Genomic DNA, 15952 nt, shown 5'->3' on the forward strand with positions numbered 1-15952 from the left:
GGACCGGCCCTCACGGGCCGGTCTCGTTTCATCCCGTAAACTGTAGTGCCTGACCTCGGTCGGGCCACAATCGAATCAAGAGCCTGCCGCGTGCCCAAGACTTTCCACCGAACCGACCGTGTATCCGCCCAGCTGCGCCGTGAACTCGGCACCCTGGTGCACAACGCCGTGCGCGAGCACGGGTTGCCCTCGGTGAGCGTGTCCGACGTGGAAATCACCCGCGACATGGCCCACGCCAAGGTGTTCGTCACCGCACTGATGCCGGAACGTTCGGTGGAAGCAGTGAAGGGCCTGAAGGAACTGGCCTGGGGTCTGCGCATGGAGCTGGCGCGCGCGATGAAGCTGCGGCATGTGCCGGAGCTGCATTTCCATTACGACGACTCGGTCGATCGTGGCGAGCGCATCGACAACCTGCTGCGCGACCTGCCCGATACCGTGGCCGCCGAAAAGCGTCGCGAAGGCGACGAAGAATAACCGCGCGACGCCGGGCATGCCCGGCGTTGTTGCATTCCGGCTGCGCGATGTCTGATGCAGACCGCGCTGCGCGCTCGCTGGGCATGGCCCGGCGCTACCCGTACCTGTCATGACCCGAATTCAGTTCCGCCGCCTGGATGGCATCCTGCTGCTCGACAAGCCGACCGGCATGAGCTCCAACGCCGCGCTGCAGGTCGCCCGTCGCCTGTTCCGTGCGGAAAAGGGCGGCCACACCGGCAGCCTTGACCCGCTGGCCACCGGCCTGTTGCCGCTGTGCTTCGGCGAGGCCACCAAGATCGCCGGCCTGCTGCTGGGCTCGGCCAAGGCCTACGACGCCGAGATCGTGCTGGGCCAGACCACCGATACCGATGATGCCGAGGGCCAGGTGCTGCTCGAGCGGCCGGTGCCTGCGATCAGTCCCGAGACCCTGCAGGCGGCGATCGCGCCGCTGCTGGGCGACATCCTGCAGCGTGCGCCGATCTATTCCGCGCTCAAGCAGGGCGGGGAACCGCTTTATGTGAAGGCCCGCCGAGGCGACGCCATCGAGGCGCCCGAGCGCCAGGTCAAGGTCCATGCCATCGAGATACTGGAGCAGCAGCCCGAGCGGCTGCGGCTGCGGGTCATCTGCGGCTCGGGCACCTATATCCGCAGTCTGGCCCGTGACCTTGGTGAAACGCTGGGCTGCGGGGCGCACATCAGTGCCCTGCGTCGCTTGTGGGTGGAGCCGTTCCACGAACCGGCGATGGTCACCCTGGAGCAGCTGAGGGCCCTGGTGGAAGCGCAGGACGAGGCCGCCATGGACGCGCTGCTGCTGCCGCTGGCAGCCGGTCTGTCCGAGTATCCCCGGGTCGACCTGGACGCCGAGCAGACCCAGCGTTTCTGCGTGGGCCAGCGCCAGCGCGACCCTTCCTGGCCGCGCGGCCTGGTGGCCGTGTTCGGTCCCGGATCGGCGGCGCAGGGCCTGGGCCAGGTCGACGATAGCGGTCTGCTGGCCCCGCAGCGCCGCTTCAACCTCTGAACGGGGAGGCCCGGTTCAGCCCCGGACCTTGTTCCAAAGCCCCCTGGCCGTTACAATTCCGCGGCCGTTTTACGGCAGCCTGCCGAAGGCGGGTTTCATCCATTTGTTGGTTCACGGCGAGCCAGGCGGTGCGCGAAAGCGCGTTCCTGCCGGCCACGCATCACAGAGAAAAAAGACATGTCGATCGACACCCAGAAGGTCATTGAAGACAACAAGCGCAGCTCGGCTGACACCGGCTCCCCGGAAGTCCAGGTTGCACTGCTGACCGCCCGCATCGAACTGCTGACCGGCCACTTCAAGACCCACAAGAAAGATCACCACAGCCGCCGCGGTCTGCTGCAGATGGTCAACCGCCGCCGCAGCCTGCTCGACTACCTGAAGAAGAAGGACGTCGAGCGTTACAAGGCCCTGATCGAGAAGCTTGGCCTGCGTCGCTAAGCAAAGAATCCCCCGCGGCGCAGCGATGCGCCGCGGTTTTGTTTTGTAGCACCGCAATACCTTTTTCAGACCGGAACGACCGGTCATCCGTTGGCGGCAAGGGTCGCCCCCGGTCCATTCGCAGACAGCATCCCCAAGGACACCCCCGTGGCAAAAATCACCAAAACCTTCCAGTACGGCAAGCACACCGTCACGCTTGAGACCGGCGAAATCGCCCGCCAGGCCGGTGGCGCCGTCATCGTCAAGTTCGACGATACCGTGCTGCTGGTCTCCGCCGTTGCCGCCAAGAGCGCGCGTGAGGGCCAGGACTTCTTCCCCCTGACCTGTGACTACCAGGAGAAGTTCTACGCCGGTGGCCGTATCCCGGGTGGCTTCTTCAAGCGCGAAGGCCGCGCGACCGAGAAGGAAACCCTGATCTCGCGTCTGATCGATCGTCCGATCCGTCCGCTGTTCCCGGAAGACTACAAGAACGAAGTCCAGATCATCGCCACGGTGATGTCGCTGAACCCGGACATCGACGGTGACATCCCGGCGCTGATCGGTGCCTCGGCTGCGCTGTCGCTGGCCGGCACCCCGTTCAAGGGTCCGATCGCCGCCGCCAAGGTCGGTTACAAGAACGGTGAGTACATCCTCAACCCGACCGTGACCGAGCTGAAGGATTCGGAGCTGGAGCTGGTCGTTGCCGGTACCGCCAACGCTGTGCTGATGGTGGAATCCGAAGCCGCGCTGCTGTCCGAAGACGTGATGCTGGGCGCCGTGACCTTCGGTCACCGCGAAATGCAGAAGGTCATCAACGCGATCAACGAGCTGACCGTGGAAGCCGGCACCAAGCCGTCGACCTGGGTCGCCCCGGCCAAGAACGACGTGCTGATCAGCGCCCTGCAGGAAGCCATCGGCCCGCGTCTGGGCGAAGCCTTCCAGGTGCGCGACAAGCTGCAGCGCCGCGACGCCATCTCGGCGATCAAGAAGGACGTGGTCGAGTCGCTGGCTGGCCGCGTGGCCGCTGAAGGCTGGAACCCGGCCGAGCTGTCGAAGGAATTCGGCGAGCTGGAATACAGCACCATGCGCAACTCGGTGCTGGACACCAAGGTCCGCATCGACGGCCGTGCGCTGGACACCGTCCGCCCGATCGCAGTGAAGACCGGCATCCTGCCGCGTACCCACGGTTCCTCGCTGTTCACCCGCGGCGAAACGCAGGCCATCGTGACCATCACCCTGGGCACCGCCCGTGATGGCCAGGTTATCGATGCCGTCTCCGGTGAGTACAAAGAGAACTTCCTGTTCCATTACAACTTCCCCCCCTACTCGGTGGGTGAGACCGGCCGCATGATGGGCCCGAAGCGTCGCGAGATCGGCCACGGCCGTCTGGCCAAGCGCGGCGTGCTGGCAGTGATGCCGTCGCTGGAATCCTTCCCGTACACCATCCGCGTCGTGTCGGAAATCACCGAGTCGAACGGTTCCTCGTCGATGGCCTCGGTCTGCGGCTCGTCGCTGGCCCTGATGGACGCCGGCGTGCCGGTGAAGGCACCGGTTGCCGGTATCGCCATGGGTCTGGTCAAGGAAGGCGATCGCTTCGTCGTCCTGTCCGACATCCTGGGTGACGAAGATCACCTGGGCGACATGGACTTCAAGGTTGCCGGTACCGCTGAGGGCATCTCCGCCCTGCAGATGGACATCAAGATCGAAGGCATCACCGAAGAGATCATGAAGCAGGCTCTGCAGCAGGCCAAGGCTGGCCGTCTGCACATCCTGGGCGAAATGGCCCATGGCCTGACCGCTCCGCGCGAAGAGCTGTCGGACTACGCGCCGCGTCTGCTGACCATCAAGATCCACCCGGACAAGATCCGCGAAGTGATCGGCAAGGGTGGTTCGACCATCCAGGCCATCACCAAGGAAACCGGCACCCAGATCGACATCCAGGATGACGGCACCATCGTCATCGCGTCGGTCAATGCCATCGCTGCGCAGGCTGCCAAGGCCCGCATCGAGCAGATCACCTCGGACGTCGAGCCGGGCCGCATCTACGAAGGCAAGGTCGCCAAGATCATGGACTTCGGTGCGTTCGTCACCATCCTGCCGGGCAAGGACGGCCTGGTGCACGTGTCGCAGATCTCCAGCGACCGCGTCGAGAAGGTCGGCGACGTGCTGAAGGAAGGCGATGTGGTCAAGGTCAAGGTGCTGGAAGTCGACAAGCAGGGCCGTATCCGCCTGTCGATGAAGGCCGTCGAGGAAGGCGAAGGCGCCACCGTCGAGTAATCGACGGTGGGTGCCAACCTTGGTTGGCATGCCTCGATTCCGGTAGGTGTCAACCTTGGTTGACACGCCGAAATGAAAAAGCGGGCTTCGGCCCGCTTTTTCTTTGCCTGTCGTCCCGCAGGCCGCACCGGCCGCTATGCTTCGCGCATGGACAGCCTGCGTCTGCTCGACCTTGAGATCGATTGCCCTGCACAGCGGGTCACCCGCGCAGGTGTGGCGTTGCCGCTCCATGGCCTGAGCTGGCGCCTGTTCGAAGTGCTGCTGGAGCGTGGTACCGACATCGTCGATTTCGACACCTTGGCCGAACAGGTCTGGGCACCAGCGGTCGTGGGCGAAGATGCGATCAGCCAGCGGGTGAAGCTGCTGCGCAAGGCGCTGGGCGACGACAGCCGCCGCCCGCGGTATATCCGCTCGGTACGTGGGCGTGGCTATCAGCTGTGCGCTGCGCCGGTCGCGCTGGAGCGGACCTCGCCGCCAGCTGCACGCCGCAAGTGGCCTTGGCTGGCCGGCGGTGCCGCCGCCGTTGCCGTACTGGCCACTGTTCTACTGTGGCCCGCTACGCCATCGCCGCCGGCCGCACAGGCCTTGCTGCAGCGCGCCGAGTACTACGCCAGCATCGGCCAGGCCGGCAACAACGAGCGTGCCATTGCCCTGTACCTGCAGGCACTGCAGGTGGATCCCGAATCCAGCAGCGCACGACGCGGGCTGTCACGTGCCTTGTCCGCGCAGGGGTGCCTGTTCAATGGCTCGGCTGCGCAGATGGACGAAGCCCTTGCCCTGGCGGACGCCGAACTCCGTCGCGCTTTCGATGACGGTGCGGCGCACGCATTGCGCGGCTATGCCTACGACTGCCTGGGGCGGATGGGCGATGCCATTGCCGATTACCAGCGCGCCATCCAGCTGGATCCCGCTGATGAGCGCACGCGCGCATCGCTGGCCTATCTTCACCAGGAGCAGGGCCATCTTGTTCTTGCGCTGCGCGACAATCTCGCATTGAAGGCGCCCGAGCGCCTGCGTTTCCGCGACGTGCAGGTGGCACGTGAACTGGAGCTGCTGGGCTTCACCCAAGCGGCGGCACAACGTCACGCGCGGAACTTCCAGCTGTACCCCGACAACGTCTTTGCCAACATCGCCTGGCCGCGCAGCCTGTTTGCAGCCGGTGCATACGGGCCAGCCAGACAGGCGCTGTCCGAAGCGCTGTCGCGCGGCACCCCGCATCCACAACTGCTGCGGCTGCAGGGCGAACTGGCGCTGCAGGCCGGGGATCGCGCCGCCGCCGCCGCTGCCTTCGAGCAGGGGCGCCAACTGCGTCCGCAGCAGTCGTTCGGGCAGACCCTGGCCATGCTGTACGCAGTGCCGGGCCCATCACCGGAATGGATTGGCAACCGCCTCGCATCGCTGCAGGCACAGGCCGGTGATGGCTGGTCCGACGCCGCTCTGGAGCGGGCTCTGCTGCTGCAGGCGTCAGGCAACACCGCTTCGGCGATGGCGGCGCTGCAGCAGGCGGTCAATGATGGCTTCCGCGATGCGGCGTGGCTGCGCGCCACGCCGCTGTTCGCGCCCTTGCACAACACTTCGGAATGGATGCCACTGCTGGCGCGCATCGATGCCGACATCGCGCGCCAACGCAGCCGGGTACTGGCTGCCGACTGGCGTCCCGCCGATCTCTCGGGCCTCAGCGCAGCGCCGGCAACAGGAACTCGGTGAGAATCCGTCGCGACTGTGGGTGGGCCAGGCTGCGGTTGTAGGCCTGGCTGGTAACCACGGCCACGGCGCGATGTTGCGGCAGCACGAAGACATAGTTGCCACCATTGCCGGACATTGCCCACACCGTCTGTGGTTTGCCGTCGACCGCCAGTTTCAATCCCCACCATTGATAACCGTAGTCACTGCCATCGCCGGCCTGTGCCTGCGGTTGGATCATGGCGGCGATGTAGTCGCGCGGCAGAAGTTGTCGGCCCTGCCAGCGGCCGCCATCGAGTACCAGTTGGCCCAGCCTGGCCAGATCGCGGCTGCGGTAGCGGGTGCCGCCGCCGCCCATGCCGATGCCCTCGGGTGAACGGTTCCAGTGGCTTGCGGTGATTCCCAGCGGTCGCTCCAGCACGCGTGCGGCGTAGTCTGCCAGCGGCTGGCCGGTCGCCTTTTCCAGCACCGCGCCGAGCACGAAGGAATTGGCGGTGCAGTAAGCGAAAGCGCGCCCGTGCGGGCTGTCCGCCGGGCGCTGCATCCACGGTGCAAATCCTTTGACCGGCAACCCCAGGGTGAAATCGAGCCAGCGTTCGGTCACGTACATGCGCTCTTCGTTGCCTGCCGAGAACGCATTCTCGTCATCACACTCCCACAGGGAACTCATGGTCAGCAGGTCTTCCACGGTGGTCTGGCGCAGCCGTGGGTCCACCGCATGGAGCGCGGTGTAAGCGGGGAAGTAGTCATAGACGCGCGCGTGTACGCCCGGCAGCTTGCCCTCGCCGATGGCGGCCCCCACCAGCAGGGCGGTCACGCTCTTGCTGGCCGAACGCACGTCGTGCAGGGTCTGCGCATCGGCGCCGTTGAAGTAGTCCTCGTAGACGACCTTGCCATCCACCTGCAGCAGTACGCTGCGGATCTGCTTCAGTTCATCGCTGGCAATGGCGTGTTCCAGTGCCTGCAGGCGCGCAGGGTCGGGTGGGGCGGCAGTGCAGGGCAGGCTGAGAAGAGATGCCAGCAGGCCGGAAATGGCCAGGAGTGAACGCATGATCGGGCTCCATCGAAAGGAGCCCGATTGGGCCAGAGCAGCGGCTGAAGTGCTGGAAATTCCCCTGAAGAATTCTGAAAGCCTTGCGCTGCAAGGCTCGGCGCTACACGGGCTGTTCTTCTTCGTGCCCCAGCCACCACACCTGGCCGGGCTCCGGATCCGGAAGTGGATGCTCGCGCTGTTCAATCGCCTCCAGCACGCGCCCCCTGCCGGCTGCCGTCCATACCGCCATCAACTTCTCCACCGCGGTCCGGCCCTGTGCGGCGATACCGAGGTTGCGTTCGCTTTCCCAGCGATCGTCATCATCGCGGGTCTCGTCATCGCCACGGCCGTCATCGTGCTGGTGCGGCGTGCCATAGCTGCAGCGCAGGCACAGGTGACGCACCGACTCGGTCCAGTCCTCGACCAGACCGATGCCCGGCAAAGTCAGCGCACGCAGCGCGGCAATGTCCTCCGGCCCGTCGCACCGCACGAACACGGCATGGGTTGCCATGTCCGATTGCTGCAGACGCTGCATGGCGTTGAACACCGGTACCTGGCGCTCACCATGGCTGCGATGCCCGGTGGATGCGCCGTCATGCAGCACGATGTCGCCGAAGCGGAACCCGCTCTCAGGCAGCGGTACGTTCTCCACCCGTGCACGCACCGGATCCAATCGGCGCATGTACACGGTCTCGCCGCTGGACCACGGATTCAAGCGGACACAGGCAACGCCGAAATTGCCGTCGATCGGGCCTTCGCCTTCGGGCAGTGTGATGCCGCAACGGGTCCATTGCCGGCGCGCCTCGGCCCAGTCACCGGCGCCGGTGGCGGCAATGCCGGCGTTCCATGCCGTGGCCTCGTCGAATGCATCGCGCAGCTGTTCCGAGCGCAGGTTGTCCTGCAGCGATGCCGGCCAGTCGCGCAGGTACTTGTGCGCCAACCCGCGCATGTAGTGCAGATTGGGCAGTTCGGGTGTGAGTTCGATCAGCTCGCCGAACAGGGTGGTGGCTTCCTCCAGGTCGCCAGCATCGAACGCCGCATAGGCACGCGCTTCCATTGCCTGCAGCTTTTCGAGGGTTTCGTCGTCCAGCAGTTCGTCGTCTGCGTCGTGGTCTGCGGTCATGTCCGTGTGCCATTGAAGATCTAGCGCCACCTTAGCCCAGGCGGGTCGTGTGTTGTCCTGCAGCGAAGTGCTTTCGACGTTACGCAGCCACGACCGTGTCAGCTTCCAGTGGCCGGCCACTGTCCGGCGGACGACTTGCACGGACATCCGCACCCTGGGCCGATCTGTTTGCTAACGTGGCTGCGCCTTCGACCCGGGAGTTTCCATGTTCCGCCAGACCTTGGCCGTACTTGCAGTGCTGATCGCCGGTACCCTGCCCATTGCCGCGCAGGCGCAACCCGCGCAAACGCCGATCTTCGGTGCGTACTACCCCGGCGGTTCGGCCGAGCGCTATCCGGTATCGAGCATCCCGGCCGAACGGCTCACCCATCTGTTCTATGCGTTTTCCACCATCGAGGACGGGCGCTGTGCGATCGGAGCCGAGGCGCCGGCCAACTTCGCCGCATTGGCCGAGCTCAAGCGCCGTCATCCGCATCTTCGCACGTTGATTTCGATCGGTGGCTGGGGCGCAGGAGGATTCTCCGACGCTGCGTTGACCGAGGCCAGCCGCAGGCGCCTGGTCGACTCGTGCATGGCGTTGTTCTTCGAGCGCCATGCCGGCAGCTTCGATGGTGTGGATATCGACTGGGAATTCCCGGTCAGTGGTGGCCCGAAGGAACTGGCGCACCGTCCGCAGGACCGTGCCAACCTGACCAAGCTTGCGCAGGCCTTCCGCGTGGCGCTGGATGCTCGCGGCAGAAAGGCGGGGCAGCCGATGCTGCTGACTGCGGCGCTGGCCGCGGGTCGCCTGCAGACCGATGGACCCTACGATCCCGCCGCCAGCTACGATCTGCCGGCGCTGGCCAAGGTGTTCGATTTCATCAACTTGATGAGCTACGACATGGGCACCGGCTTCTCGTCGGTCTCGACCTTCAATGCCCCCCTGCATGAAGTGCCTGCCGACCCGCTGGCGCCGGAACTGCGGCGCTGGAACAACGTCGCCGGTGCCGTGCAGTACTACCGCGAGCACGGCGTACCGGCGAGCAAGCTGGTGCTGGGCGTGCCGTTCTATGGGCGCGGTTTCAAGGTCACCGGCGAGTCGGCAGATGGCTTGTACCAGGCCTACAGCGCTCCGGCCGATGCCGGTGACTGGCGGGTGATCAAGGCACGCTATCTCGACCAGCCGGGCTGGAACAAGCACTGGCAGCCGCAGGCGCAGAGCCCGTGGTTGTACAACCCGACCGAGAAGATCTTCATCAGCTATGAAGACCCGCGTTCGATCGGGCTGCGGGCGCAGTTCGCGCGCGAGCAGGGCCTGGCCGGTGTCTTCATGTGGGAGCTGACCGGTGACGACGAGCAGGCCAGCCTGCTCAACGCCATGCTGGCTCCTTGGCAGAAGGCGCGCGTTGGCGACTGAGCGCTTCAACATGTTCGAGCCAGTCCGGGTTCGGCGGTTCCAGGCACGGCCTGCGGCCCGAAACCGCACATCTGCGCCACGCACGCAGCGCTAAGCTGCGTGCATGATCATCATCGACCGCTTGGACCATCTGGTTCTTACCGTTGCCGACATCGAACGCAGCTGTGACTTCTACCAGCGCGTGCTGGGCATGCAGGTCGTGCGCTTCGGCGCCGGTCGCGTCGCCCTGCAGTTCGGCCAGCAGAAGATCAACCTGCACCCGGCCAGCGCGCCGCTGCAGCCCCACGCGTTGCAGCCTACCCGCGGCAGTGCCGATCTCTGCCTGATCACTCGGATGGGCGTGCAGGCGGTGCTGGGCCACCTGCAGGCAGAGCAGGTGCCGGTTGAAGAAGGGCCGGTGCCGCGTACGGGAGCGCTTGGGCCGATCGAGTCGGTGTACTTCCGTGATCCGGATGGGAACCTGATTGAAGTTGCCCGCTACGTGGACGCCACGTAACCGCGCAGGCTGCGCGCACGCGTGGTCAGTTCGCCCACACGCTGTTGGGGTCACCATTGCGGGCCCGCCGCTGGCTCGCATATGCCAGGCGGGCAAAGCCAAAGGCCATCGCCAGTGCCATCGCATCGATCCAGAACAACGGCCAGTGGCCGCGTGCGGCGGCCAACCACAGCCAGTCACCGTTGAGGGCGCCGTGTGCCACCGGCACCAGCGCGGTGCTGATCGCTGCGGCCCACAGCAGCTCGCGCGCCGCCTGTGCCGGGCGGCGCAGGGCTGCCCACAGCGCACACGCCGCCCAGGTCACGAAGCAGGCCCAGCGGATGCCGTGGTCGACCTGGGCAGGGGCGACCCGCTCCAGCACCAGTGCGGCTACGAAGGCCACCGAGATTGCCACGCACAGGCCGATGCAGACACCCACCGTGGCCCGCGCCATGTTGATGGCAGCGCGTGACTGCTGCGGCTGACGGCGCTTGCGGCGCGACTCGATCCACAGCAGGTTGCCCGAATAGAACAGGAAGGCGCCGCCGAGGCCGAGCAGGAAGTACAGCCAGACCACCACGCCATTGCCGAATTCGCCGAAGTGCAGGGCATAGGCTGCACTGAGCGTGGCGTGGTTGGCATCGCGTTGGCCAGGCAGCTGGCTGGCCAGCACGCGGCCGCTTTCGACATCCAGCGCCACAGCACCGAGCGGGCCAAGCGTGCCGCTGGCCTCGCCGGTGATCTCGATGGTCGCGTTGGCATCACCGCCATTGGCCAGTTTCAGGTAGGCCGGTTCAAAGTTGGCCACACCTTGCGCGCGCGCGACTTCCAGCGCCCGTGCGTGCAGTTCGCGCAGACTGCCCGGTGCAGCCGGGATGCCACTGGCTTCGCGCAGCGGCGCGGTATCCATCGCCGTCGGTACCGCCTGCAGTGCCTTGCCGTCGTAGATCAGGGGATTGAGTACGGCCATCTGCATGAACACCAGGCAGAGCAGGGCGCCGGTCACTGCGAACATCAGATGGAACGGCAGGCTGAGCACGCCGATCACGTTGTGCGCGTCCTGCCACTGCTGCTTGAGGTTGCGGCCCGGGCGCAACGCGAACAGATCGCCCAGCAGCTTGGGCAGGTGGATCACCAGGCCGCTGAGCAGGGCCATGCCGTACAGCAGGCTGACGATGCCCATCACGTAGATGCCGGCCACCGGCAGGCCCAGGCTGTAATGCAGTTCGTTGACCAGTTCGGCCAGCCCGGTCTGCGGTGGCGTCGGGCTGCCGCCGATCTGTCCGGGCCATGCATAGCGCCAGCTGCCGTCCTCGGCCTGCCAGTAGGCCAGCGGCTGCGGATGATCGGCGCCCGGGAAGGTCATGCCGACGTGGCGACGCGCCTCCGCGTGCGTGGCCAGCACGTCGTCGAGCAGGTACTGCGCGTCATCCAGGCCGGCGGGCAATGCGGTTGCCGCGCCAGGCGTCTGCCACAGCGGGAGATCGTGGTGGAACAGGGTCAGCGCGCCGGCATAGAACGCCACGAACAGCCCGAAGCCGGCGACCAGGCCAACCCAGGTGTGCAGGGTGGTGAACGTACGCAGGGTCTGGGAACTGAATTTCATGCGGTCGATCTCATTGCACCGCGCCGGTCAGGCGCAGCAGGCCGAGTACGGCGAAGCCGAGGGCCGCGCAACCGGCCAGGGTCAGCCAGGCGCGCAGCGGGCTGCGGAAACTGAAGGCCCACAGCGCGGCCAGCATCCACAACGGGACGAATGCGATCAGGCTCGGCACCAGGGCCTTCTGCCAGGGGCCCGGCGGCAGCCATGCGACCAGGCCGGTTGCCGCAGCGGCAAGGAAGAAGCCGGCGAAGATGCCCGCCAGTGCGCGCGACCACATCAGCGCGGCTCCACATCGGGGCAGTGCCATGCGGCCAGCGCGGGCAGCAGCATGGCGGCCAGCATCCAGGTGCACAGCATCGCCACCAGGCCGGCGGCAAAGCCCAGTTCGGCCATCCACAGCCACAGTGCGGCCACGGCAGCGACCAGGCCGATCTGCCGGCCCAGGCGCCCGGCACGGCGCAGCCGTGGCCAACGGCAGTGGGGGGAGGCGGCATAGAACGCCAGCGCGGAGAACATCGCCGACAGCATGCCGAGGCTGCAGAAGCCCAGTGTCGACAGGCCAACGGTGATCATTGCGGGCTCCGAGCCCGGCATACGGCCGGTGAACGCGGGGCACGGGCGGGACCGGCGGGCGCCGGTCGGGGCGGGTGGCGCATTGCAGGGTCCTGGGGGAAGCGGGCAGGCCGGCACGGGGGCTGGCTGCGCGCACATGGTAATCATTGCGTTTTCACGCCGCCAGCCAGCGCCATTCAGGCGCCGCTTGGGCTTTGTCGGCCACTGGTTTAAGATCATCGGCAACCCCATCCTGGAACAAGGTGGCCCGCGCCCAGCGCCGGCCGAGCGTGCGACATGAGCACTACCACCGCCCACTGTTGACCTGCCCCGAAGGCCCTGTATTCCAGGCGCCCTCGCGGCGCTTTTTTATTGCCCGGGCGTTGCCCCGGGAGCGCTTTCCAGCCCGCCACGACGGGCCCCGCATGAAGCCATTGCAATGATCACGATTACCCTTCCCGACGGCAGCCGCCGCGAATTCGAACATCCCGTCAGCGTCATGGACGTCGCCCAGTCGATCGGTGCCGGCCTGGCCAAGGCCACCATCGCCGGTTCGGTGGATGGCGTGCTGGTCGATGCCAGTGACGTCATCGACCACGATGCCTCCCTGCGCATCATCACGGCCAAGGACGAGGAGGGCGTGGAAATCATCCGCCACTCCAGCGCCCATCTGGTCGGCCATGCGGTCAAGCAGCTGTACCCGGACGTGAAGATGGTCATCGGTCCGGTGATCGCCGAAGGCTTCTACTACGACATCTACTCCGAGCGTCCGTTCACGCCCGAAGACATGGCGGCGATCGAAAAGCGCATGGGCGAGCTGATCGCACAGGACTACGACGTCATCAAGAAAGTGACGCCGCGCGCGGAAGTCATCGAGATCTTCAAGGCCCGTGGCGAGGACTACAAGCTGCGCCTGATCGAGGACATGTCGCCTGACATCCAGGCGATGGGCATGTACTACCACCAGGAATACGTGGACATGTGCCGTGGCCCCCACGTGCCGAACACGCGCTTCCTGAAGGCCTTCAAGCTGACCCGCATTTCCGGTGCCTACTGGCGCGGCGACGCGCAGAACGAGCAGCTGCAGCGCGTCTACGGCACCGCCTGGGCCGACAAGAAGCAGCTTGACGCGTACATCAAGCGCATCGAAGAAGCGGAGATGCGCGACCACCGTCGCATCGGCAAGCAGCAGGACCTGTTCCACCTGCAGGAAGAGGCGCCGGGCCTGGTGTTCTGGCACCCGAAGGGCTGGGCGCTGTGGCAGGTGGTCGAGCAGTACATGCGCAAGGTGTACCGCAGCACCGGCTACGGTGAAGTGCGCTGCCCGCAGATCCTGGACGTGTCGCTGTGGCAGAAGTCGGGCCACTGGGACAACTACCAGGACGCGATGTTCTTCACCGAGTCGGAGAAGCGTACCTACGCGCTGAAGCCGATGAACTGCCCGGGCCACGTGCAGGTGTTCAACCAGGGGCTGCACAGCTACCGCGATCTGCCGATCCGCTATGGTGAGTTTGGCGCCTGCCACCGCAACGAGCCCTCCGGCGCGCTGCACGGCATCCTGCGCGTGCGTGGCTTCACCCAGGACGACGGTCACGTGTTCTGCACCGAAGACCAGGTCGAGGCGGAAGTGACCGCGTTCCACCAGCAGGCGCTGGCGGTGTACCAGCACTTCGGCTTCGAGGAGATCCAGGTCAAGATCGCGCTGCGCCCCGAATCGCGCCTGGGCGATGACGCCACCTGGGACAAGGCGGAGGGCGCGCTGCGCTCGGCACTGTCCAGCTGCGGGGTGGAATGGCAGGAACTGCCGGGCGAGGGCGCCTTCTATGGTCCGAAGATCGAGTACCACCTGAAGGACGCCATCGGCCGCACCTGGCAGCTGGGCACCATGCAGGTCGATTTCATGATGCCTGGCCGTCTGGGCGCTGAATACGTGGACGAAAACAGCCAGAAGAAGCATCCGGTGATGCTGCACCGAGCCATCGTCGGCTCGATGGAGCGTTTCCTGGGCATCCTGATCGAGCACCATGCCGGCCAGTTCCCGGCCTGGCTGGCGCCGACCCAGGTGGTGGTGGCCAATATCACCGATGCGCAGGCTGAATACGTCTCTGCCGTGACCAAAAGCCTTGCGGATCAAGGCTTCCGCGTCAGCGCCGATTTGCGTAACGAGAAGATCGGCTATAAGATTCGCGAGCACACGCTGCAGCGCGTGCCGTACCTGCTGGTCATTGGTGACCGCGAGAAGGAAAACGGCGCTGTGGCGGTGCGTACGCGTTCTGGCGAAGATCTCGGCAGCATGAGCCTCCAGGCTTTCACCGAGCGGCTCCAGGCCGAGGGCGCGTAAACAAAGGTCCGGCCCGTGCGCATTGGCGCCCGGGCCGGGTTCGACACCCTTGGGAGATCGCAATATCAGTACCCCTGACAACAAACAGAACCGCAAGAATCAGGAAATCCGTGTGCCGCGCGTCCGCGTGATCGGCAGTGACGGAGAAATGATCGGCGTGTTGACGCGAGACGAAGCGTTGTCCATGGCCGAAGATGAAGGCCTGGACCTGGTCGAGATCCAGCCGCAGGCCGACCCGCCGGTGTGCAAGATCATGGACTTCGGCAAGTTCAAGTTCGAAGCCCAGAAGAAGGCCAGCGAGGCCAAGAAGAAGACCAAGCAGGTCGAGATCAAGGAAGTGAAGTTCCGTCCGGTTACGGACGAGGGCGACTACCAGATCAAGCTGCGCAAGATGCGCGGTTTCCTTGAAGAAGGCGACAAGATCAAGGTCAACATCCGTTTCCGTGGCCGTGAAATGAGCCACCAGGAACTGGGTCGCGAGATGGCCAGCCGGATCGAGGGTGATCTGGGCGAGGACATCGTCATCGAATCCCGTCCGCGCCTGGAAGGGCGTCAGATGGTGATGATGATCGCGCCGAAGAAGAAGACCTGAGGCCTGACGGGCTGCCTCGCGGGGCGCCTGGCGGCTGAATGGATGAAGGTGAAGGGGCGCCGCTGGCGTCCTTTTGCTTTTCCGGGTCCGGCACAGCCGGGTTACGGATGAAAAGCTGTATGGGGGCTGGTTACAGGGCGGTTTTGCCTGTATCATGCCCGGCTCGACCCACCCAGGACGGGTCGTACGCCGATCATGGCAGGACGGAAAGAGCGGCCCAGGCCGCCGCCAGATCAGTCAGAAACCAGGGTCATATCCCATCAAGGACATTGCAATGCCCAAGATCAAGACCAACCGGGCGGCGGCCAAGCGTTTCCGCAAGACCGCCTCGGGCAAGTACAAGTGCGGCCACGCCAACCGTAGCCACATCCTCACGAAGAAAGCGACCAAGCGTAAGCGTAACCTGCGTCAGACGAATCACGTCCGCGCAGAAGACGCAGGCCGTCTGGACCGCATGCTCCCTTACCTCTGAGGAACTGAAAAATGGCACGAGTTAAGCGTGGCGTACAGGCGCGTCGCCGCCACAAGAAAATCCTTGATCTGGCGAAGGGCTACTACAATGCCCGTCGCAAGGTCTTCCGCGTCGCCAAGCAGGCGGTCATCAAGGCACAGCAGTACGCCTACATCGGCCGTAAGCAGAAGAAGCGCAACTTCCGTTCGCTGTGGATCACCCGCATCAACGCGGCTGCCCGCATCAACGGCCTGAGCTACAGCCGTTTCATGAACGGCCTGCTGAAGGCTGGCATCACCCTGGACCGCAAGGTTCTGGCTGACATCGCCGTGCACGACGCAGCTGGCTTTGCTGCACTGGCCGAAAAGGCCAAGGGCGCACTGGCGGCATAAGTCCTTCCCGATGCCGTTGCCGTTCACGGAGAACGGTGTCAGGTAGAGGCAATGCATGGGGAAGGGCGCAAGTCCTTCCCCATTCTTTTTTGTGCCGGGCGCAGCTGTGCAGATGGCGGGCGACC

The 15952-nt window shown here is 65.4% G+C and carries 16 protein-coding genes; 11 read left to right on the forward strand and 5 right to left on the reverse strand.

Going from position 1 to position 15952, the window contains the following annotated elements; all coding sequences use genetic code 11:
• Positions 1-90 precede the first annotated feature (90 nt).
• From rbfA to HFK18_RS11290, 5 genes are all read left to right on the forward strand, one after another.
• Entirely contained in the window at positions 91-474 is a 384-nt protein-coding gene (rbfA, locus tag HFK18_RS11270) for a 30S ribosome-binding factor RbfA (protein WP_025876229.1), read from the forward strand.
• Positions 475-583: 109 nt separating this feature from the next.
• Positions 584-1492, forward strand: coding sequence for a tRNA pseudouridine(55) synthase TruB (gene truB, locus HFK18_RS11275; protein ID WP_180166334.1), 909 nt, complete (start codon positions 584-586; stop codon positions 1490-1492).
• Between the two features lie 177 nt (positions 1493-1669).
• On the forward strand, positions 1670-1930 hold the full coding sequence (rpsO, locus tag HFK18_RS11280) for a 30S ribosomal protein S15 (RefSeq protein ID WP_005410445.1): 261 nt from the start codon (positions 1670-1672) through the stop codon (positions 1928-1930).
• 147 nt (positions 1931-2077) lie between these two features.
• Complete coding sequence (pnp, locus tag HFK18_RS11285; protein ID WP_180166335.1) at positions 2078-4186, forward strand: polyribonucleotide nucleotidyltransferase; 2109 nt, start codon at positions 2078-2080, stop codon at positions 4184-4186.
• A 147-nt stretch (positions 4187-4333) separates the two neighbouring features.
• Complete coding sequence (locus HFK18_RS11290; RefSeq protein WP_180166336.1) at positions 4334-5893, forward strand: winged helix-turn-helix transcriptional regulator; 1560 nt, start codon at positions 4334-4336, stop codon at positions 5891-5893.
• Here HFK18_RS11290 and HFK18_RS11295 read toward each other — a convergent pair.
• Positions 5862-6920 (reverse strand): serine hydrolase, encoded by a 1059-nt coding sequence (locus HFK18_RS11295; protein WP_180166337.1) that lies wholly within the window; start codon positions 6918-6920, stop codon positions 5862-5864. The two genes, HFK18_RS11290 and HFK18_RS11295, sit on opposite strands and share 32 nt — an antisense overlap.
• 103 nt (positions 6921-7023) lie before the next feature.
• On the reverse strand, positions 7024-8025 hold the full coding sequence (locus tag HFK18_RS11300) for a hypothetical protein (RefSeq protein WP_180166338.1): 1002 nt from the start codon (positions 8023-8025) through the stop codon (positions 7024-7026).
• 205 nt (positions 8026-8230) lie between these two features.
• On the opposite strand from HFK18_RS11300, the gene HFK18_RS11305 reads away from it, so the two are divergent.
• The gene (locus tag HFK18_RS11305; RefSeq protein WP_180166339.1) at positions 8231-9421 is read left to right on the forward strand and encodes a glycoside hydrolase family 18 protein; all 1191 of its coding nucleotides are present in this window, start codon (positions 8231-8233) and stop codon (positions 9419-9421) included.
• A gap of 103 nt (positions 9422-9524) precedes the next feature.
• The gene (locus HFK18_RS11310) at positions 9525-9917 is read left to right on the forward strand and encodes a VOC family protein (RefSeq protein ID WP_180166340.1); all 393 of its coding nucleotides are present in this window, start codon (positions 9525-9527) and stop codon (positions 9915-9917) included.
• Positions 9918-9942: 25 nt separating this feature from the next.
• On the opposite strand, the gene HFK18_RS11315 is transcribed toward HFK18_RS11310, so the two are convergent.
• Genes HFK18_RS11315 through HFK18_RS11325 form a run of 3 tightly spaced genes read right to left on the reverse strand, consistent with a single transcriptional unit; the run spans position 9943 to position 12072 of the window.
• A complete protein-coding gene (locus tag HFK18_RS11315) occupies positions 9943-11502 on the reverse strand; it encodes a PepSY-associated TM helix domain-containing protein (protein WP_180166341.1) in 1560 nt (519 codons plus the stop codon).
• Positions 11503-11512: 10 nt separating this feature from the next.
• A complete protein-coding gene (locus HFK18_RS11320) occupies positions 11513-11776 on the reverse strand; it encodes a hypothetical protein (RefSeq protein ID WP_089236284.1) in 264 nt (87 codons plus the stop codon).
• Positions 11776-12072 carry a hypothetical protein gene (locus HFK18_RS11325; protein WP_180166342.1) on the reverse strand — a complete coding sequence of 99 codons (297 nt, stop codon included), beginning with the start codon at positions 12070-12072 and terminating at the stop codon, positions 11776-11778. Before HFK18_RS11325 ends, HFK18_RS11320 begins: the two co-directional genes overlap by 1 nt.
• Positions 12073-12490: 418 nt before the next feature.
• Between HFK18_RS11325 and thrS the strand changes: the two genes are divergently transcribed.
• From thrS to rplT, 4 genes are all read left to right on the forward strand, one after another.
• Positions 12491-14392 (forward strand): threonine--tRNA ligase, encoded by a 1902-nt coding sequence (gene thrS, locus HFK18_RS11330; RefSeq protein ID WP_089236283.1) that lies wholly within the window; start codon positions 12491-12493, stop codon positions 14390-14392.
• A 49-nt stretch (positions 14393-14441) separates the two neighbouring features.
• Positions 14442-14984 (forward strand): translation initiation factor IF-3, encoded by a 543-nt coding sequence (gene infC, locus HFK18_RS11335; RefSeq protein WP_089236282.1) that lies wholly within the window; start codon positions 14442-14444, stop codon positions 14982-14984.
• 274 nt (positions 14985-15258) lie between these two features.
• A complete protein-coding gene (gene rpmI, locus HFK18_RS11340) occupies positions 15259-15456 on the forward strand; it encodes a 50S ribosomal protein L35 (protein ID WP_002811096.1) in 198 nt (65 codons plus the stop codon).
• An 11-nt stretch (positions 15457-15467) separates the two neighbouring features.
• Entirely contained in the window at positions 15468-15827 is a 360-nt protein-coding gene (gene rplT, locus HFK18_RS11345) for a 50S ribosomal protein L20 (RefSeq protein ID WP_005410435.1), read from the forward strand.
• Positions 15828-15952: the final 125 nt, after the last annotated feature.

The sequence above is a fragment of the Stenotrophomonas sp. SbOxS2 genome (genome assembly GCF_013416715.1).
Lineage (GTDB): Bacteria > Pseudomonadota > Gammaproteobacteria > Xanthomonadales > Xanthomonadaceae > Stenotrophomonas > Stenotrophomonas lactitubi.

Bases quoted from the DNA above. Each gene is read 5' to 3' on its own strand.
- truB (WP_180166334.1), top strand. From the start codon at position 584: ATGACCCGAATTCAGTTCCGCCGCCTGGATGGCATCCTGCTGCTCGAC.
- rpsO (WP_005410445.1), top strand. From the start codon at position 1,670: ATGTCGATCGACACCCAGAAGGTCATTGAAGACAACAAGCGCAGCTCG.
- HFK18_RS11290 (WP_180166336.1), top strand. From the start codon at position 4,334: ATGGACAGCCTGCGTCTGCTCGACCTTGAGATCGATTGCCCTGCACAG.
- HFK18_RS11295 (WP_180166337.1), bottom strand. From the start codon at position 6,920: ATGCGTTCACTCCTGGCCATTTCCGGCCTGCTGGCATCTCTTCTCAGC.
- HFK18_RS11300 (WP_180166338.1), bottom strand. From the start codon at position 8,025: ATGACCGCAGACCACGACGCAGACGACGAACTGCTGGACGACGAAACC.
- HFK18_RS11305 (WP_180166339.1), top strand. From the start codon at position 8,231: ATGTTCCGCCAGACCTTGGCCGTACTTGCAGTGCTGATCGCCGGTACC.
- HFK18_RS11310 (WP_180166340.1), top strand. From the start codon at position 9,525: ATGATCATCATCGACCGCTTGGACCATCTGGTTCTTACCGTTGCCGAC.
- HFK18_RS11315 (WP_180166341.1), bottom strand. From the start codon at position 11,502: ATGAAATTCAGTTCCCAGACCCTGCGTACGTTCACCACCCTGCACACC.
- HFK18_RS11320 (WP_089236284.1), bottom strand. From the start codon at position 11,776: ATGTGGTCGCGCGCACTGGCGGGCATCTTCGCCGGCTTCTTCCTTGCC.
- HFK18_RS11325 (WP_180166342.1), bottom strand. From the start codon at position 12,072: ATGATCACCGTTGGCCTGTCGACACTGGGCTTCTGCAGCCTCGGCATG.
- thrS (WP_089236283.1), top strand. From the start codon at position 12,491: ATGATCACGATTACCCTTCCCGACGGCAGCCGCCGCGAATTCGAACAT.
- rpmI (WP_002811096.1), top strand. From the start codon at position 15,259: ATGCCCAAGATCAAGACCAACCGGGCGGCGGCCAAGCGTTTCCGCAAG.
- rplT (WP_005410435.1), top strand. From the start codon at position 15,468: ATGGCACGAGTTAAGCGTGGCGTACAGGCGCGTCGCCGCCACAAGAAA.